Source organism: Nostoc sp. NMS2 (genome assembly GCF_017115105.1).
Lineage (GTDB): Bacteria > Cyanobacteriota > Cyanobacteriia > Cyanobacteriales > Nostocaceae > Nostoc.
In genome coordinates this window covers 14,201-34,172 of the sequence record NZ_JABXKH010000041.1, presented here as the reverse complement: position 1 = coordinate 34,172, position 19,972 = coordinate 14,201, and the positions used below count along the sequence as shown (strand labels likewise).

Here is a 19,972-nt window from a genome sequence, read left to right as displayed (position 1 = left end):
GAAAATCAAGGTTTGGGCTATTTTTTGCGTAAGTCCTGTTTAGTTAATCGCTGCTTAATAGATTCAGGCAATCGTTCTGGATGCTTGGAAAAATAAAAGATTTTTAAGAAGGTAAAATTTATATTTCGAGCTAACCAAATCTGCCATTGCTCCATCAAAGATAGTGTTTTAATATAATCATTGAATAATTGTTCAATTCGCGCTAAACCGCTTCCTGTTGCAAAATCATTAAATGTTTTACTTCCTGGATAATATCTAAAGTTACCCCAAGTTTCATTGAAATACTTAACATGAGATGAACAAACAGCTTTTAAAAGGAAATCTATATCCATTGAATAATGATCTTCTACTTTATAGAGTCCGATTTTCTGATGCAATGATTTATGATAGAAGTAAGCAGATGGATTTACTGGAAAAGAAGCATCGATAATTGCATCATCATTAACTCGCCTTTCTAACAGTAAATCTATTGTTCTTAATTGTCTAGGTTTATTAATAGAATTTAACCGATCTTTCTGATTAATAATATTACAGTTGCCAACAATCAAGCTAGGTTCTGGTAAAGTTGGGAAAATCTCACAAATGCGATTAAGAACATTTACTTCATAAAAATCATCAACATTTAAAACACCGATAATCTCTCCTCGTGCCATAGCAATTCCTTTATTGAGAGCGTCAGATTGTCCTTTGTCTTTTTCACTAATCCAACGGATGTGGGGATATTGATTGGCTTTATCCTTAATAATGTCTACTGTCTTGTCGCTTGAACCTCCATCGACAATGATATGCTCCACTTCTAAACAGTTTTGGTCAATGACAACTTGAAGGCAAGATTCTATAAATTTCTCACCGTTATAAACTGGTGTAATTATACTAATCATTAACAATGGCCTTTTGTGCGTATTGCAAACAAAAAAATAATTCAAATAATTGAAATAAATGGAAATTAGTCTAAGGGGATTTCTGACCAATGAGCAAGATAAAACTATTTTATGAAGGTGTAGCGATCAATAAAATTCTTGAGATTCAATTGAGGCATTGAGAAGGCTATAGAAACGGAGGTTGTTTTTTGTCAATCCTCCGTTTCTGATATTTCTATTGTCACTCAAAAATGAATAGGCAAATTGCTGCAAAAAGTTTAGGTAACATTTTGTAGCCTACTGGCAACTTCTGATGTTTGCCCAATGGCAGTAAATCGAGAGAGGGTGCTATTCCTCTTGTACATCAACCCAGATACTACCTTCTTCCACACGAAGAGGAAACACTGGCAACGCCTTTGGTTGTGAAACCAATGAGAGTACCTTACCTACACCAGGTGGCCAAGAACACCAGTCTTGTACCTCACCAGTCCGCAGGTCAAAAGCACTGTGATGGAAAGAACAAACAATTGTCCCATCTTTTATTTTACCACTTTTCAGAGGTAATTTTAAGTGAGGACAGGTGTTATCTACAGCATAAAGCTGATTTTCGTGATTCAAAAGCAGAATTTTCCGGTTGCCAACTTTCACCACTTCTCGCGCACCTGGGGAAAGTGCTTCGACTGCAAGAACTTTAGTCCAACTCATTAGGTTCTCCTTTCCTAATTGATCTGCTTTCAGTTTCTCGCAATTGTGACCAGTGCGATCGCCTTTTAGTACCAGGGAAAAATCAGTAAATCGTAAATTTCTTCCAAAAAAGCGATGTCTACGACGAGCTTTGCTAACACTGGCTAAATTTAACAGCTATAAATCTTACATTAAACTTCATTCATACACTGAATAAACTGATTTCTGGGTAAACTAAATAAAGCACTTCCTATCCTTACACTATAGGGTTTGTAGCTCATAACAGACAATTTTGAGGGATATAAAAAATGATTAAGACAAGTTACGAATTTGACCAGTCTATTCTCCCCGCCGGATCTTCATTAAAGACTAATATTCTGCTACGTTTTCGTCCTGACATAGCTGAATCTCCCCGACGGAACCTTAACCTTTCTCTGGTAATTGACCGTTCCGGCTCTATGGCAGGCGCTGCCTTACATCATGCACTCAAAGCTGCTGAGTCTGTGGTAGATCAACTTGAGCCAGATGACATTCTCTCAGTAGTTGTTTACGACGATGAAGTAGACAGCGTTGTGCCACCCCAAGCTGTAACTAACAAAGCCACACTCAAAGATTCTATCCGCAAAGTGAGAGCAGGCGGTATTACCAACTTATCGGGAGGATGGCTCAAAGGCTGTGAACACGTCAAAACGCGACTTGATCCGCAAAAAATCAACCGGGTTCTCTTGCTTACCGATGGTCACGCCAATATGGGCATTCAAGACCCCAAGGTACTAACGGCGACATCAGGGCAAAAAGCTGAAGAAGGTATCACCACAACTACATTAGGTTTTGCTCAGGGTTTTAATGAAGACCTGCTGATTGGTATGGCAAGGGCTGCTACGGGCAACTTCTACTTCATTCAAAGCATCGATGAAGCAACTGAAGTGTTTAGTATTGAGCTAGACAGTCTGAGAGCAGTAGTAGGACAAAACCTCACAGTGACACTTGAGTTGGCTGAAGGTGTCAGTCTTGTTGATACCTTAAGTCTTGCTAAAGTTAGCCAGAATGACGCTGGTCAAGCTGTCATCACCTTGGGAGAGCTTTATGAGGGTGAAGACAAACTTCTCGGCTTAAGTTTGGTGATATCAAGCGCTCAAGTTGGTGAGTTACCTGTGATGAAACTGCATTACAGCGCCGATGTTGTCCAAAATGACCTCATTCAAAACGTTTCAGGCACAGCAGATATCATCGCCAAAGTTGGCACTATTGAGGAAGCAGCTTTTGCCTCTACAAGCTATATCACTCTTGAACTGAGCCGCCTCACCATCGCTAAGGCTAAAGAGACTGCTCTCGACTTAGCTGAACATGGCAGACACCAGGAAGCAGAAGAAACCCTGCGTACCCTGGTGAAAGATTTGCGGGATAAAGGGTTAAACGAGAATTTTGAAATTGCTGAAGAGATCGATCAGCTGGAGTATTTTGCAGGTCGAATCGCCCAAAAAGCTCTAGGTAATGCCGGACGTAAAGAATTGCGAGATCAGTCTTACCAGACAATGAACCGCAATCGTAACGATCTGGTAGGGCGCGGTGTGACTGCTGGTGATGAAGTATACGCAATGCCTGTTGTCAATGAAGTTGGCTCAGGTGTTGAACTGTATTGCATTCGTGAAGGTGGTAAACTACGGGTCAAAGTCATATCTGAAGGCTATGATGCAACCAAGAATGTCCAGTTTCCCCGGAGTATTCGGGCTGAGGGAGCAAGATATGTTGTTGAAGGGCTGGAACTCTCAAGCGATCGCACTTTCTACCGTGTAGGTGGCAATATCACTCGTTTTGCTCAACCTGGTGAAGCAGATATCTTCGTTGCCCCTAGACAATCCTATATCGCTAACACAGGCAAAGCCTCTAAAGGCCCTGCCAGTGCCACCGACCTTCCCACAACTGATGCTGTAAAAGACGGCATTCTTGTTCAGTGTGTCAAAGATGGCAGCAAGCTACGCGCTAGAGTGGTTTCCGACGGCTATGAACCAGATTGGAATATGCGTTTTCCGCGATCGGTTCGTGAGGAAGGAATGCTTTATGTCGTTGATGAAGTCAAAACAGCACCTGATGGAAAATCTTATATTGCGTGTGGTGAAATTAAGCGATTTGTCCAACCTACTACCACCAATTAACTCATAAAATCTCTGCGTACTCTGTGCCTCTGCGGTTCAATAAATTGCTTTTAAACCACAGAGGCGCAGAGTACACAGAGAAAAGAAAAACAGAGCAGCTAAATTTATTTATGGTAGTTTTGAATTTTGAATTCGGAGCAAAGCGACGTGACCCCCTCTCAAACTCGAAAGCCACCCACTCAAGCGATCGCAGCCAAAATTTTTCACTGGTGTAACATCATCAGTCTGTTTATCATGCTCACCAGTGGACTACAAATTTACAACGCCAACCCTGTTTTTGGGGGACGTGCAGGTTTGCACATTCCTCCGATATTTACGTTAGGAGGTTGGCTTGCAGGCGGTAGACACTGGCATTTCGCAGCAATGTGGCTATTCTCGCTAAATCTCTTGTGGTATGGAATTTACGTTTTAATTACCCGACGCTGGCGACATCGGTTTGTCGGTGCGAATGATTTCAAAGCATTACAAAAAAGTCAAAATTCCAAACGCTTAATTTATGCTTGGCATCGGATTGCGTATACAGCAATTATTCCGATCTTGCTGCTGGCGTTATTTACAGGAATAGGAATGTATAAACCTGCTCAATTTCCCTGGATTGTGGATTTGTTTGGCAATTGGCAAGCATTGCGAATTGTTCACTTTGCCTCAGTGCCGATGGTTATCTTATTTGCAGTAATTCACTCTCAATTAGGGCAAAAAGCTGGTGGTACTGAATTAACAGAATCAATGTTTTAGTCAGTAGGTTGGCGCAATTAAAGATAACTCGCAAAGGCGGTCATTGGTCATTTGTCACTTGTACTGAGCGTAGTCGAAGTATTGGTCATTAGTAAGGATTTGCCCTCATCCCCCAACCTATCCCCCATATCTGGGATTCGGGGAGCTAGAATTTCAAAGTCCCTCTCCCAGATATGGGAGAGGGATTTAGGGTGAGGGCGAAAACTACGGTTCTCAACTTAGATGAGGTTTAAGCGTATTTAAGTTTCGTAAAATACTTGGTTTTTTTTGCGCCAACTTACTTAAATAAACTATGGTCATGGAGATAGAGAGACGCAGGCAATAATAATGACTAATGACTAATGACTAATGACCAATAACTAATGACTCTTTAAAAAAAATGAACTTTTTTGATAAATTGAATCGTAATATCTTACAAAATCAAAGCTTACTATTTGTAGGACTTGATCCAAATCCAGAGATGATGCCTGTGCGTTATGAATCTGAGGAACTCATCGCTGGTTTGGAAAAGTGGTTAAAATTCATTATTGCGGAAACTGCTGATTACGTTTGTGCTTATAAACCGACACTTGGCTTCTACGAAGCGTTAGGTATTCCTGGTTTAGAACTGCTGTACAAAATTTTAGCAGCAATTCCACCCCATATCTCGGTTATCTTAGATGCCAAACACAGTGACTTAAATACTAGTACCATTTTTGCCCAAACTGTGTTTGCAGAATGGCAGGTGGATGCAATCACTCTTAGTCCCTATACAGGACAAGATCATGTAGCACCTTTTTTGGTCTATCCTGAGAAAGCGGTATTTATCTTATGCTGTACTTCTAATCCAGGTGCAGAAGCTTTACAGCAATATCCTACAAATGAGTCACCCCTTTATTTACAGGTGGTAAAGGAATCAAAAACCTGGGGAACTCCAGAACAATTGGGTTTAGAAGTGGGAACTACAAATGCTGAAGTTTTAGCCCTGATTCGAGCGATCGCACCTGAACGGATTATTATGGCACGTAGTATCTGGGCGAAAGGTGGAAATCTAAAACAAATTTTAGAAGCAGGGTTGAATGCTAACGGTGATGGTTTGCTGATTCCTGTTCCTCAAGATATGTTGGGAAACACACAATTATCTGAGGAAGTCAAGGCTTTACGTGCAGAAATTAATCAACTAAAAACTGAAATTATTCACGAAAATTCTACATGTTCTGTGTGGTTTCCTGATGTTTGTTTCCTAAATCAGCACCCTCACCAGGATTTGATTTTACAACTTTATGACATTGACTGTATTATGTTTGGCAGCTTTATCCAAGCATCAGGAGCGATATTTCCTTATTACATCGACTTACGCAAAATTATTTCCAATCCCCAAGTTTTTAATCAAGTTCTCACTGCTTATGAGGATATTTTAAAGAATCTCAATTTTGATAGGTTAGCAGGTATTCCTTATGGTTCTTTGCCTACTGCCACTGGTTTAGCTTTGCGCCTTCATTGTCCAATGATTTTCCCCCGTAAAGAGGTGAAAGCGCACGGAACGCGCAAAGTTATTGAGGGTAACTTTCATCCTGGTGAAACAGTTGTAGTAGTTGACGATATTCTTATTAGTGGCAAAAGTGTTATGGAAGGAGCAGGAAAGTTACAATCAGCAGGACTAAATGTTAATGATATTGTGGTATTGATCGACCATGAACAGGGTGTGAAAGATAGGTTACAGCAAAATGGTTATCGCAGCCATGCGGTTTTAACTATTTCGGAAATTACTAATACTCTGTATCAAGCAGGGCGAATAAATGAGGAGCAGTTTTTAGCTTTTGCTGAAAGTTAGTAATTGGAATAATGGGGAAATAGGGAGTGGGGAGTGGGGGAAGATTTTTATTGTCTACTTCCTCTTGAGCATATTTAATTACTCGGTTGAATCTAGTAACTAGAATAATTTTGTTTTTTAAATTAATTATGAATTTATCACTCAATCAACTGGTTAAATGGTTAATTTTTACGCTGCTATTTCCTCTAATTTTTCTCAATGGTTGGCTAGCATTTTTGCTTGTTAAAAATTTTCAACCCGTCGTCACAATTCTTGTCTTAGCTACTTTGCTTGCATTCGTTTTAAACTATCCTGTTGCCATTCTCCAAAAGCGAGGAGTAAAACGTGGCTATGCAGTATCATTAGTTTTTATCTCAGCATTGATAATTATTGTTGCTCTGGGTATCACTTTAGTTCCCATTGTTTTAGAGCAATCTCATGAGATGGTGAAAATTCTTCCTCAATGGATTGATTCTAGCGAAGAAAAACTTCAAGTTTTAAATGATTGGTTTTTTAGGCACAAATTAAATGTAAATTTAAGTCAGCTACTAACACAATTTACTGACCAATTACCTAATGAATTAGAGTTCATTACAGATAAACTTTTAAGCATTATTGTAGATACGATTGATAGTGTTTCTGATGCATTAATTATAGTAGTGCTGACTTTTTATCTATTGTTGGATGGCCCGATAATTTGGGAATGGACATTTAAGAAGTTACCAGGTAATTTTGCCCAACAAGTAAAACAGTCTATTCAGCAAAACTTCCAAAATTACTTGATTGGGCAAGGAACTTTGGCTTTGCTAATGGGAGTTTCAGAAACATTAATGTTTTTAGCTTTTCAAGTGCAGTTTGCTTTACTCTTTGGTTTGGGAGTGGGGCTTTTGAGCTTAATTCCCTTTGGTGATGTTGTCAGTCTTGTTGTAATAACTTTAATATTAGCCACGCATGATTTTTGGCTAGCAGTGAAGGTTTTGGCGGTAGCTTTTGTCATTGACCAGTTAATCGATCAGGCGATCGCACCACGGCTTTTAGGCAGATTTACTGGACTTAGACCAATATGGGTATTAATTGCTTTACTTGTAGGAACCAATGTTGGTGGAGTTTTAGGTTTGCTAATCGCGGTACCTATAGCTGGTTTTATCAAAGATGCAGCAGATGGTTTTTCTAAATCTGGTGATTCTGAGAATGTAGTTAAGAGTGAAGTAGCATCAGAATTGTTGCCAAAGGAATCAGTATAGAAATGAGTTGTTTTTGAAGAAAAATTCAGATATTCTGAATTCAGAAATTAAGTGCTGTACTAGCTTCGGTTGAAAATATTATCTTAAAATTCACTATTGCTCAGTGTGGTAGATTAACGCTTGTGACAAGGATGCCTCTTGACTAATGACCCCTAACTCTTGACCATTAACTAATGACTCAAGTAGATATTCTCATCCTATCAAATGGCCCTGGTGAAGTAACAACCTGGGTGCTACCAGTAGTAAGGGCGTTGCGGCAACAATTCGGCGATGACCGAAATCAAGTGAGGATCAGTGTAATATTATCACCTTGCTCAAATGCTAGTGGTAAAGAAGCTGCGATCGCACTTTCTTACCCAGAAGTAGATAGAGTCCAGGCAGCAGAGCATTTTTGGCAATTTTTGCTCTGGGGTAAAACTTTTAATAATTGGGACTGGAGAAGTCGCGGTGTCGTTGTTTTTCTCGGTGGCGATCAAATTTTCCCCGTAGTCATAGGCAAAAAGCTCGGATATCGCACAGTGGTTTACGCCGAATGGTCAGCCAGATGGCATAACTGGATTGATCGTTTTGGCGTGATGAAACCCGAAGTTGCTGCCCGCGTCCCCCAAAAATATGCTCACAAATTCACCGTTGTAGGTGATTTGATGGTAGAAGCTAGTAGTCATTCGTCATCAGTCACTTGTACTGAGCGACTTGTGCCGAGCGAAGTCGAGGTAAGTCGAAGTATTGGTCATTTGTCCAACGACAAAGGACTAATGACTGAATTAATTGGTCTACTCCCCGGATCAAAAGCAGCAAAATTAGCTCAAGGAGTACCATTAACTTTAAGTATTGCCGAATACGTTCATGCGAAAAGACCCCAAACTAAATTTGTGATTCCTGTAGCCCCAACTTTGGATTTACAAACTTTAGCTAGTTTTGCCAATCCTCAAAAGAATTCTATTGCTGAAATCTTTGGTTTTGGTGGTGCTTCCTTAATTGTTTCAGAGGACAATAGAGGCAAAGCATTGCTCAAAACAGCAACAGGTTTAACTGTGGAACTGTGTCAAGAAAACCCTGCATATCACTTATTATCCCAGTGTTGCATCTGCTTAACTACAGTGGGGGCAAACACTGCCGAACTTGGTGCTTTAGCAGTGCCAATGATTGTTTTACTACCAACCCAGCAACTTGATGCCATGCGTTCTTGGGATGGTTTACCTGGGTTGTTGGCAAATCTGCCAGGGGTAGGTACACCCTTTGCTAATGTGATTAATTGGTTATTCCTAAGATTCGTGAGACGCAAAGGTTTATTAGCATGGCCCAATATCTGGGCACAAGAAGAGATAGTGCCCGAACTTATGGGGAAAATTCAACCGCCAGAAATTGGGGAAATGGTTGTAGAGTTTTTAACTCATCCAGAAAAATTGGATGAGATGCGAACAAAGTTACAAAACATTCGCGGTGAAGGGGGAGCAGCGCAGAAAATAGCACAGATTGTTGGCGAGGAAATTGGGAAGTAGAAGGAGTAGGGGGGATGAGGGAGTAATGGGAGCAACATCTTCCTAATCCCCCTCATCCCCCTTAATCTGAAGATTCTCCATCCCTGCGCCCAAGTTCATAAATGCCGGCACCCATACAAGCTAATATTCCTGTACTGATTCCCCAACTCTCACCTAAACTAATTTCCAGACCCCAGTTGCATAAAGCACCAACTACTAAAAAAGGCGCGATGCTAAATAATGAGGCGTAGAAAGCATTTTGGGATTCTCTGCCCTTGCGAGTCTTTTCAAATTCTGTCTGGCTAGTATAAAGCGATCGCTCGGCAAAGTTAAACCAGCGGTTGAGTTGTTCGATTACCCATTGATTAACTGGGGAAAAACCTATATATAGCGCCAATGACCACAAACTCGCTCCTGCGATCGCGATCGTGTTGAACTCAAAGGAAAAAGGAAAAATTTCAGTCAGCATTGCTTATGGGAGTCCTGCAAAGGGTCAACTTTAGCTTTTAGTAGATGCTAAAAAAACCTCTTGTGCAATTTTAAGCATAAAGGTCAACAAGATTTCAACTAGTTGGCAACTCTCTTGTTCTTTTAACAAATTCGGCGGAATTCCCCGTCCCTCTACAGGGCGGGGATTATTGCTGGGTGACGACGAAAGCACCTCCGACTAATATCAACCGCAGGTGGATTTTGGAGTGGGGTGCAAGAGATGCCACCAATTATTTTATTTTGCTACTTTACCACAATCTATATTCATGATAAAGTAACACATCAAGGAGGTAATGTTGAGTGTTACACAAGGTTGTACAAGTCCGTTTATATCCGTCACTTGAGCAAGAAATACAACTAGCACAAACTTTTGGGTGTGCTAGATGGTGGTGGAATTATGCTCTGAATAAATCTATTGAGACTTATAAGGAGACGGGCAAGGGACTTAGCCGTGTTGCGCTCAACGCATTTCTTCCTGTACTCAAAAAAGCTGAAGATACGGTGTGGTTATCTGATTGTTACAGCCAGGTTTTACAGACTACAACGCTCAATTTGACCACAGCCTACAAAAACTTTTTTGAGAAACGTGCTGGATTTCCTAAGTTCAAATCTAAGCATGGCAAACAGTCTATCCAGTATCCTCAAAACGTCAAGATTGTAGATGGATTTGTCTTACTCCCTGGAAATATCGGGATAGTCAAAGCCAAAATACATAGAGCGATTGAGGGGAAAGTTAAGACTGTTACTGTAAGCAAAACGCCCTCTGGCAAATACCTTGCATCTATCCTGACTGAGATTGAAGGCGAAAATCCGGTTATTTCAGAAGGTAAAATATATGGGATTGATCTAGGTTTGAAACACTTTGCTGTCGTCACTGACGGTGTTCATGTTTCCAAATACGATAATCCCAAGCACCTTGCCAAACATGAGAAAAACCTCAAACGTAAGCAGCAAAAATTAGCACGTAAACAAAAAGGGAGTAAATCAAGGAATAGGTATAGAAAAGTTGTTGCCAAGGTGTACGAACGAGTTAGTAATTCGCGGCACGATTTTCTACATAAACTTAGTTATAAGTTGGTCAGCGATAGTCAAGCTGTCATAATAGAAAATCTTCATGTCAAAGGCATGGTTCGTAATCATAAATTGGCGAAATCAATATCTGATGCAGGATGGGGAACATTCACCAACTTCTTAGCCTACAAGCTAGAACGCAGAGGTGCGAAGTTAGTTGAGATTGATAGATGGTTCCCCAGTTCAAAACTCTGTTCTAATTGTTTCTATCAAATAGGTGAGATGCCATTGGATATCCGTGAATGGACTTGTCCTCATTGCAATACTCATCATTCGCGTGATGAAAATGCCGCGCAGAACATAAGAGCAGAGGGTATCAGAACGATAAAGGCGGAAGGTTCAGCCGTCTCTACTGTAGGAGGAGAGGTAAGTCCTACTCTTGGGCGAAAGTCTAAGTTTAGGCACTCCCCTATGATTACAGAAGCCCCAACTTCAACCGTACTCGGTAAGTTAGGGTAGTTCACCTGACAAAATTAGCCATCTTCGTAATGACTCATTGTCTAATTCCACACCTGCAATTTGTTCGTGGGCAACCTCAGACATTTCAGTTGTATAAGGTTGCAGCGTGTTATTTTTGAGCGTTTCTGTCATAGCAAAATCGAGAAACAGCCGCATCATTACTGGATCTTCTGCATCTTCATCATCACCAGATTGAGCCACAATCCGCAAAGGGACTTCCAACTAATATAATTACCCAATCTTGCGGGGTGGGCCGAAAAGCTATTGGTGTCAACTTAACGTGAAACCCTCGCAATGACGTTATATTAAGCCTACTCAATTACCAATTAAGTCGTCGGAACCCCACCCCGCTTTTGTCTAGCGACAAAATCTCCCCTCCCCGTGAACGGGGAGGGGATTAAGGGGAGCCAGTGCGGGAACAGGGGTCTCCCCCGCCGCAGGATGCGCGTTCGCAAAGCGTCTCGCAGAGAAGCGCTGTAGTGGAGCATCTGGCGTGTGGGGTAAAATGACCGTGGAATAAGCTTTCTGACTTAAGTTGACACCAATGCCCCTCCCCGCACGCCTACGGTGTACACCGTGTTAGGGGGATCTAAATGTGAGGCAACTCTCAAAGACTTGTGTGTACACCGTAGCCGCTTGGAAAGGGGAGTGTTTAGTCGTGCGGTTTTGTTTGGTATCACATACAAGGCGCTCATTCATGTATTTTAGAATCCTGATGCAGAATTGAGGTGAAGCCATAGTATAATCACTTCCAAATAGTTTTTGTATAAAAGTTACTTCTGTATTACAGTATAATTGTTGTTTTTACAGAGTTCTATCCCCAGTTAAAGAGGGATTTGCCTTAACTTGACACACCCATACTCTACGGTGAAGTATGGTGTTAAGCAACGATCATTCTATTGACAATCTTTTAATAAGGTTTTGCTTTCTAATTTCATGTTCGGTTTGATTCAACAATTTATTCCTGATTGAAAATTAGCTTAGTAACTGATATGGATGCTCAAAAAATCAGAATTTTATTAGTTGATGATAAGCTAGAGAATTTACATTTTTTATCAGACATCCTTCACAACCAAGGTTATCAGGTGCAAAGGGCCCTTTCTGGAGAATTGGCAATCAATACGGCGCTGGCTTTTCCTCCTGATTTGATTTTACTAAACGTTCTCATTTCAAATATTGATGGTTATGAGGTTTATCAAAATTTAAAATCTCATCAGAAAACTCAAGAGATTCCGATAATTTTTTTTGGTGTTTCAGATGAATTATCTGAAGAAGTAAACGTTTATGATTTAGCCGATGTTGACTATATTACTCAACCATTCCAAGCTAAAGAAGTTTTATTAAGCATACAAAATAAACTGACTCTCCAAAGGCTCAAAAAACAGTTAAAAGAACAAAATACCCAACTGCAAGAGGAGATTAAAGAACGTCAACGGGTTGCTGTTGAGTTAAATCTTCGGAACCAACAGATAGAAGAAATTTTCAAAGAAATTCCTGCTAGCCTTAATAAAGCCTTTTGTAAAGAAGTTTACCAAAACGAACGCCTTTTAGTCGAAGCTGCCCTTAAGAAGAGTGAAAGTCAGTATCGCCACCTGGTGGAGACATCCCAGGATATGATCTGGTCGGTAGATATTGATGGACTAATTACCTTTGTTAACCCGGCAGTCAAGCAGATTTATGGCTATGAACCCCACGAGATGATCGGGCGTGCCTTGACTGATTTTATCTCGCCTCAGCAAGTTGCTAAAGATAAAGTAGCCTTTGAGCGTGTTTTCCAGGGAAAGTCAATATTTCAGCATGAAACTACCTGTGTAGCTAAAGATGGTACTTTACTTTATTTAATGTTTAATGCGATCGCATTACGCAACGAAGAGGGTTTAGTCATAGGCATGACAGGCACTGCTAGTAATATTACACAGCGACGAGGTGTAGAAAAATTACTCCAAGCAAGCGCGATTAAGCTCCGCAATCATAACCTAGTGCTAACCCAACTGGCACAAAATCAGATCCTTTATCAGGGTGACTTGAAAGCAGCTTTGAGTAAAATTACAGAAACAGCTGTCAAAAATATTGGAATGGAACGAGCCAGTGTTTGGTTGTATGACGAAACAGGCTTGAAAATCGAGTGTTTTGACCTATTTGAGGGCAGTCGCAATCAACATAGCGAAGGATTTTCCTTATCAGAGGCAGACTATCCAGCTTATTTTACAGCTTTGCAACAAGATCAACCAATCGCCGCAGATGATGCCCATACCGATCCCAGAATTAGAGAATTTTCTCTATCTTACTCAAGATTAAATATTACCTCTATACTCGATACACCCGTTAGGCAGGAGGGAAAGACCGTAGGAGTTTTACGTTTAGAGGCAGTGGGAGTTGCTCATCATTGGACACTAGAAGACCAAAATTTCGCTCGTTCTCTGGGCAATTTAGTATCTTTGGTGCTGGAGGCAAAAGAACGCCAACGCGCCGAAGCCGCGCGAAGGGCTTCTGAAGAAAAGTTAGCATCAGCTTTTCGGTCGTCTCCCGATCCCATTGCCTTAATTACTGTTCCTAACAAACGCTACATCGAAGTTAATGACAGTTTTTGTCGGTTTTTTGGTTATTCTCGTTCTCAGGTTATCGATCGCACCGATCAAGAATTGAATATTTGGGTGAATCCAGAAGAATATAATTTTCTCACTCAGATGTTGCAAAAAACTAAAGCCATCCGTAACTACGAGATTGATGTCTGCACTTGTTCAGGAGAAATCAGGACAACGTTGTTGAGTGCAGAAATGATCGAGATTGATGGGAAATGTTACGTACTGGGCACAGCGAAAGATATTACTGAACGCAAGCAGGCAGAAAATGAAAGCCGTTTGTTACTGTTGACAACCCAAGCCATCACTCGCGCCAATGATGTCAATAGCTCTTTAGCACTGGTGTTGCGCTTAATTTGTCATACTATTGGCTGGGATTTTGGTGAAGCATGGATACCGAATGAAGATAGTACTATTTTAGAACACAGTCTGGGCTGGTATGGCGAACAAAGCAATTTAGAAGAATTTTGCTGCCAAAGCCAAATTGTGAAATTTTCTCTGGGAGAGGGACTACCAGGAAGAGTTTGGCAGAATCAGGAACCAGAATGGATAGAAGATGTTTCGGAAGTTACAGAGCCGATTTTTTTGCGATCGCAACAAGCAGTCAAGGTAGGATTAAAAGCTAGTTTTGGTGTTCCCATACTGGCTGGAAACCAAGTCTTAGCTGTTTTAGTGTTTTTTAAACGTAGTTCGGTATTGGTAGATAGACGTTTGCTCTTGCTAGTAAATGCTGTTGCTGCTCAGTTAGGTGGGTTGATTGAGCGCAAAACCCTAGAACAAGAACTAGCACTCAGAGAAGCCCGCCTCAATGCCTTTTTTAGTAGCGCTCCCGTCGGCATGAATATTGTAGATAAGCAATTACGATTTGTGCAAATCAACCAACCACTGGCGGAGATTAATGGACTACCCCAGGAAGCTCATATTGGCAAGACTATTCATGAAGTCTTACCTCAAGTGGCCCCCCTAGTGGAACCAATTTATCAACAGATTCTGTTGACTGGTCAACCCATTCTCAATCAAGAATTAAGCGCCGCATCAGTTAAACAACCAGATATTATCCGCCACTTCTTAGCTTCTTATTTTCCGATTCCTGGTGAGGACGATCGCCCCTCTGGTGTGGGCACAGTTTTAGTAGAAATTAGCGAATTGCAAGCAGCCTTGCGCGAACGGCAAGCCGCGCTACGCGATCGCAAACATGTCGAACAAGAACTACGTTTAGCCAACGAACGCCTTCAATATCTGCTTACTTCTAGCCCTGTGGTGATCTATAGCAGCAAAAAAACATTAGGCAATTTTAGCACTACCTTTATTAGTAAGAACGTTAAGGCAATGGTTGGTTACGAAGCCCAGGAATTTCTCGAAAATCCTAGTTTCTGGCTGCATCACGTCCACCCAGAAGATATTGAACTGATTTCAGAAAAATTTTCCCAACTGGTTGAGCAAGAGTACAGTTCCTACGAATATCGGTGGTTACACGCTGACGGAACTTATCACTGGTTTTACGAAAAGATGAGGTTAATTTGTGACGAAGCTGGAAACCCTATAGAATGTGTTGGTTATTGGGCAGACATTAACGATGCTAAACTGGCAGAATTAGCTTTACAAGCAGGTCGGCAGCGATATCAACTTCTAGCAGAAGCCTCACCAGCTTGTATATTTCACACTGATGTGAATGGCAATGCCTTATATTTTAATCAACGCTGGAGTCAAATTAGTGGATGCAGTTTAGAAAATTCTCTGGGAACAGGTTGGACAAAAGCCGTACATCCAGACGATCGTGAGCAGCTATTGTTAATATGGCATCAAGCAAGAGTGGCTAAAACGATGTATAAGTACGAACATCGTTTTTTGCGTGATGATGGTACAGTAGTTTGGGTAATTTGTCAGGCTTTGCCAGAATTTCGAGATGATGGAGAAATTAAAGGTTACATCGGTACGATTACAGATATTACCGAGAGAAAATTTGCAGAAGAAGCCCTGCGTGAGAGTGCAGAACGGGAAAAAGCGATCGCCCAAGTGATTCAAAGGATGCGCCAAACATTGGATTTAGAGACTATATTTGCAGCGACAACCCAAGAATTACGGCAAGTACTCAATTGCGATCGGGTTGTCGTCTATCGTTTCAATCCCCAATGGAGTGGCGAATTTGTCTCTGAGTCTGTAGGTAATGGTTGGATTTCTCTGATAGAAGAACATAACAATGATCCTAATCTCACAGAAGGTGTCTTAGAAGAGGGACGTTGCCTAGCAAAAATTTTGAATAGCACGGCTAATCAGGTGCAAGATGATGATCTGCAAGGAACCCAAGGCGGCATTTACACACAAGACGCAAGTTTTCGCTGCGTCCCAGACATTTACAACGCTGAATTTCATCCTGCTTACATCAGCCTCTTAGAACGCTTTCAAGCAAAAGCTTATATTATTGTCCCGATTTTATATGGTAGTCAGATTTGGGGATTACTAGCGAGTTATCAAAATTCCGATTCCCGCCAATGGAAACCAGGAGAAATCAACATCGTAGTTCAAATTGGCAATCAGTTAGGTGTGGCTTTACAGCAGGCACAATTACTGGCGCAAACTCAAAGGCAATCACAAGCATTGCAAGAAGCTGTAATCACAGCTGATGCTGCCAACCGCGCCAAAAGCGAATTCCTCGCCAACATGAGCCACGAACTACGTACCCCACTCAACGCCATCCTCGGTTTTACTCAAATCATGAGCCACGATCGTGCTTTATCTACTGAACATCAGCAAAATCTAGCAATCATCAATCGTGCTGGCGAACATCTCCTCAACTTAATCAACGACATTCTGGAAATGTCTAAAATCGAAGCCGGCAGAATAACATTAAATCTCAACAGTTTTGACTTAATTCGCCTCTTAGAAAACCTCGAAGAGATGTTGCGTTTCCGCGCCACCTCCAAAGGATTAGAATTAATCTTTGAATATACATCTCACCTTCCGCAGTACATCCAAGCTGATGAAAGTAAACTGCGTCAAGTATTGCTTAACCTCTTGGGAAATGCAATCAAATTTACCGATAGTGGAAGAGTGATATTACGAGTGGCGATGGGGACTGGGGACTGGGGACTGGGGAGCAGGGGAGCAGGGGAGCAGGGGGAGCAGGGAGGCAGAGGAGCAGGGGAGGAGCGAGAGCAGAGGAGAATAATTAATCCCCAATCCCCAGTCCTCAGTCCCCCTCATCTCTTGTTCGAGGTACAAGACACTGGTCGCGGTATTGCGCCACAGGAAATTAACTTGCTGTTTGAAGCTTTTGGACAAACTGAAACCGGTAGAAAATCGCAACAGGGAACAGGACTAGGTTTAGCAATTAGTCGCAAATATGTGGAACTAATGGGGGGAAATATTGGTGTTACCAGCATTATTGGCGAGGGAAGTCAATTTGCCTTTGATATTCAAATTGGTCTAGCCGCAGCCAGCGAAATCCAGATCCAACAAATTAGACGACAAGTTCTGAGTTTAGCGCCCGATCAAAACGAATTCTGTATCTTGGTGGTTGATGACTCCACAGACAGCCGTTTAGTACTAGTAAAAATTCTGACATCTATCGGTTTTGCAGTCCAGGAAGCGACAAATGGCATCGAAGCGATCGCACTTTGGCAAGAATGGCAACCACACCTAATTTTTATGGATATGCGGATGCCGATTATGGACGGCTACGAAGCAACAAAAATTATTAAAGCTAGAGAAGAAACCTCAATCAAAAATCGCAAGACCATTATTATCGCCTTAACCGCTAACGCCTTTGAGGAACAGCGAGAAGCAACAATTAAAGCTGGTTGCGATGATTATATTAACAAGCCTTTTCGTGAAGAAGAATTATTAGAAAAATTGGGCGAATATTTAGAAGTTCAATATATTTATCAAGAAGATAACTATCAGATAAAAAATGCAAAACAACAAATAACAGAATCAATATTGAAGCTGACAGATTTAGTCCCTCTATTATCTGAAATGTCGCCTGAATGGGTGAAACAGGTGTATACTGCCGCAGCCCAATGTAGTGATGACTTAATTTTAGAATTGATTGAACAAATTCCTTCAGAAAATGCTAAATTGAGGAATTTTATTAAGAATTTAGCTGATAATTTCCAGTTTGAAAAAATTATGGAATTGACGAGTATTGTAGGAGTATTATCTAGTTCATAAGAATTATATAGCTTTTCCTAATCATAATGAGGTACTTTATAGCCCCCTCCCCGCAAGCCTACGGTGTACACACAAGTCTGCTAGTGTTGCGCCACAGGCTTTTGATCCCCCCAACCCCCCGATAAATTGGGGGACTTTGAAAAGCTTTTGCCCCCCAATTTATCGGGGAGCCACTGCGGTTTTGGGGTCTCCCCCGCCGCAGGATGCGCGTAAAGCCTTCGGCATAGCTTCGCTTAACGCAAAGCGTCTCGCAGAGAAGCGCTGTAGTGAAGCAAGTGGCGTGGATTTAGGGGGATCTTCAACGATTTTGGTTTTATACAAAGATGTGTGTACACCATAGCCTTATAAAGGGGAGGGAACTAGATTTTCCGGTTTCCCACCAATGCATCGGGGGGATTAAGGGGGGTAATTCGACTTGTGTATACACGGTAGCCGACTCGGAGAGGGAGAGATTTGAACTTTAGTTCAAGACAGAGAGAGGTTCAGCGAACTAACGAGAGTAAGGGTTATTGAAGGTTTCCCAAGCAGCAATAGCCGCCTTTTGCAGGCGAAAATTGAAGTCTACTAAGTCTTTCATAAATAAGTACCAGTTTCTCTCAGCTTCATCCTGAATTACCGCCCAAGAGTCCTCTAAGCGATCGCGTTCCATGAGTTTTCTGCCTTCAACCAATTCGCGTGCTTGTCGCACAGCTTTCAAATAGGTTTCACGTGTGAGAGTACCTGCTGAATCAGCTTCAGCTTGAGCGCGTCTTTTTAGTGCCTCAATCAGCGCTTTGGTTTCGCGCTTCACTTCATCACTTTCGTTAGCCATTTCTGTTTCTACTAATTCGTCGGTTTGAGAACTAATTTCTACAATTACTATAGATTCTGTAGATTCAATGACTGTGCTTTCAAAAGATTCGATGTTGTTAGCATTCATAGTTAAAACATCCTTAATTGCAAAGCTTACTCTTGGATGAAAATTGCACCCTATACTGATAATCATTAGTCATTTTTAATTTCATAAATGACAAACGACGAATGACAAATGACAAATTAATAAACTTTTGTTGGTAGTTGTTGCTCTAATTTTAATAATGCTGCAACTCGCGCCTCTGTAGCAGGATGACTAGAGAATAGATTACCCAAAAACTGTCCAGAGATAGAATTGATAATTAATAACGGTTCATAAGCTGGATTGGCATTTAAAGGGATCTGTTTTGCTGAAGCTTCTAAGCGTTGTAATGCCCTGGCTAAGGCGCGGGGATTACCAGTTAATCTAGCAGAACCTGCATCAGCAGAGAATTCTCGTGTGCGCGAAATTGCTAGCTGAATAATCGTTGCCGCTACTGGCGCAAGTATTACTGTTAACAAAACACCCATTGGATTACTACCTCTGTTGTTATCTCGTGAACCACCGCCAAACCATAAGCTGTAACTCACCATTTGCGCGAGGAATGAGATAGCACCAGCAACAGTTGCAGCAACCGCTTGTGTGAGGGTGTCACGATTAATAATGTGGGTGAGTTCGTGGGCGATAACGGCTTCGAGTTCATCATCTGGCAATATATTTAAAATTCCTTCGGTGACAGCCACAGCAGCGTGTTCGGGATCGCGCCCTGTAGCGAAGGCGTTAGCACCTTGACTTAGGACAATGTAAACTCTAGGCATGGGAATGTTAGCGCGATCGCTTAATCTCTGCACCATGCGATAAAGTTCTGGTGCTTCTCCTTCACTCACAGGCTGGGCCTGGTATACTGCCAAAGCAATCTTATCTGATTGATACCAGGAAAATAGGTTTGTTACTGCTGCCAAACCAATTCCGATAATCAAGCCACTAGAACCGCCAATTATCCAGTAACTAATTGCGATTAAAAGTCCACTTAATGCAGCTAGTAAAGCAGCCGTTTTCAATTGATTTATCATATTTTCGCTCTCCTGCTAATGCTGTATACATTTTCTGAAAAACAGCATTAATATAAGCCACGCTTTGATTGTATCCAGCTAAACTTAGCTCTATGGTACAGAAAACCTATCAGAGAAGTACGGTTTTCCTACTTAAGTTTTACGAATACTAATTTATTTATTTTTGTTATCTATCTATAGGAATAAATTGTTTATTCCAGATAGAAATTACAAGTGCGATGCCTAGTTTGGGCTACGACTACGCCATTAGTGATTTCCAAAAAATAAGTTTATGAGTCTATATCCAATACGCTTGGGTTAAGTATTTCTTTCTTCTCTTTGCGTCCTTTGCGGTTCGTTAAAAA

The 19,972-nt window shown here is 41.3% G+C and carries 13 protein-coding genes; 7 read left to right on the top strand and 6 right to left on the bottom strand.

What is annotated here, in order from left to right; all coding sequences use genetic code 11:
• Positions 1 to 17: 17 nt before the first annotated feature.
• Both HWQ36_RS05390 and HWQ36_RS05385 read right to left on the bottom strand, forming a co-directional pair.
• Entirely contained in the window at positions 18 to 881 is an 864-nt protein-coding gene (locus HWQ36_RS05390) for a glycosyltransferase family 2 protein (protein WP_292698868.1), read from the bottom strand.
• A gap of 327 nt (positions 882 to 1,208) precedes the next feature.
• Entirely contained in the window at positions 1,209 to 1,565 is a 357-nt protein-coding gene (locus tag HWQ36_RS05385; RefSeq protein ID WP_292698865.1) for a Rieske (2Fe-2S) protein, read from the bottom strand.
• A gap of 287 nt (positions 1,566 to 1,852) precedes the next feature.
• Between HWQ36_RS05385 and HWQ36_RS05380 the strand changes: the two genes are divergently transcribed.
• The 5 genes from HWQ36_RS05380 (at position 1,853) to HWQ36_RS05360 (ending at position 8,973) form a co-directional block, all read left to right on the top strand.
• On the top strand, positions 1,853 to 3,700 hold the full coding sequence (locus HWQ36_RS05380) for a VWA domain-containing protein (RefSeq protein WP_292698863.1): 1,848 nt from the start codon (positions 1,853 to 1,855) through the stop codon (positions 3,698 to 3,700).
• 147 nt (positions 3,701 to 3,847) lie between these two features.
• Positions 3,848 to 4,435 (top strand): cytochrome b/b6 domain-containing protein, encoded by a 588-nt coding sequence (locus tag HWQ36_RS05375; protein WP_292698861.1) that lies wholly within the window; start codon positions 3,848 to 3,850, stop codon positions 4,433 to 4,435.
• Between the two features lie 379 nt (positions 4,436 to 4,814).
• Complete coding sequence (locus HWQ36_RS05370) at positions 4,815 to 6,248, top strand: bifunctional orotidine-5'-phosphate decarboxylase/orotate phosphoribosyltransferase (protein ID WP_292698859.1); 1,434 nt, start codon at positions 4,815 to 4,817, stop codon at positions 6,246 to 6,248.
• 128 nt (positions 6,249 to 6,376) lie between these two features.
• The gene (locus HWQ36_RS05365; protein ID WP_292698857.1) at positions 6,377 to 7,471 is read left to right on the top strand and encodes an AI-2E family transporter; all 1,095 of its coding nucleotides are present in this window, start codon (positions 6,377 to 6,379) and stop codon (positions 7,469 to 7,471) included.
• A gap of 173 nt (positions 7,472 to 7,644) precedes the next feature.
• On the top strand, positions 7,645 to 8,973 hold the full coding sequence (locus HWQ36_RS05360; protein WP_292698855.1) for a lipid-A-disaccharide synthase: 1,329 nt from the start codon (positions 7,645 to 7,647) through the stop codon (positions 8,971 to 8,973).
• A 61-nt stretch (positions 8,974 to 9,034) separates the two neighbouring features.
• Here HWQ36_RS05360 and HWQ36_RS05355 read toward each other — a convergent pair whose 3' ends face one another.
• Entirely contained in the window at positions 9,035 to 9,421 is a 387-nt protein-coding gene (locus HWQ36_RS05355) for a hypothetical protein (RefSeq protein WP_292698853.1), read from the bottom strand.
• Positions 9,422 to 9,741: 320 nt separating this feature from the next.
• Here HWQ36_RS05355 and HWQ36_RS05350 point away from each other — a divergent pair, with 320 nt between their 5' ends.
• Positions 9,742 to 10,971 (top strand): RNA-guided endonuclease TnpB family protein, encoded by a 1,230-nt coding sequence (locus HWQ36_RS05350; protein WP_292698851.1) that lies wholly within the window; start codon positions 9,742 to 9,744, stop codon positions 10,969 to 10,971.
• On the opposite strand, the gene HWQ36_RS05345 is transcribed toward HWQ36_RS05350, so the two are convergent.
• Complete coding sequence (locus HWQ36_RS05345; protein ID WP_292698849.1) at positions 10,963 to 11,172, bottom strand: hypothetical protein; 210 nt, start codon at positions 11,170 to 11,172, stop codon at positions 10,963 to 10,965. The two genes, HWQ36_RS05350 and HWQ36_RS05345, sit on opposite strands and share 9 nt — an antisense overlap.
• 791 nt (positions 11,173 to 11,963) lie before the next feature.
• On the opposite strand from HWQ36_RS05345, the gene HWQ36_RS05340 reads away from it, so the two are divergent.
• Positions 11,964 to 17,723, top strand: a complete 5,760-nt coding sequence (locus HWQ36_RS05340) for a PAS domain S-box protein (protein WP_292698847.1) — start codon at positions 11,964 to 11,966, stop codon at positions 17,721 to 17,723.
• 490 nt (positions 17,724 to 18,213) lie between these two features.
• Here HWQ36_RS05340 and HWQ36_RS05335 read toward each other — a convergent pair whose 3' ends face one another.
• Together HWQ36_RS05335 and HWQ36_RS05330 are read right to left on the bottom strand one after the other, a co-directional pair.
• Entirely contained in the window at positions 18,214 to 18,642 is a 429-nt protein-coding gene (locus HWQ36_RS05335) for a hypothetical protein (RefSeq protein ID WP_292698845.1), read from the bottom strand.
• Positions 18,643 to 18,758: 116 nt separating this feature from the next.
• Positions 18,759 to 19,628 (bottom strand): zinc metalloprotease HtpX, encoded by an 870-nt coding sequence (locus tag HWQ36_RS05330; RefSeq protein ID WP_292698843.1) that lies wholly within the window; start codon positions 19,626 to 19,628, stop codon positions 18,759 to 18,761.
• Positions 19,629 to 19,972: the final 344 nt, after the last annotated feature.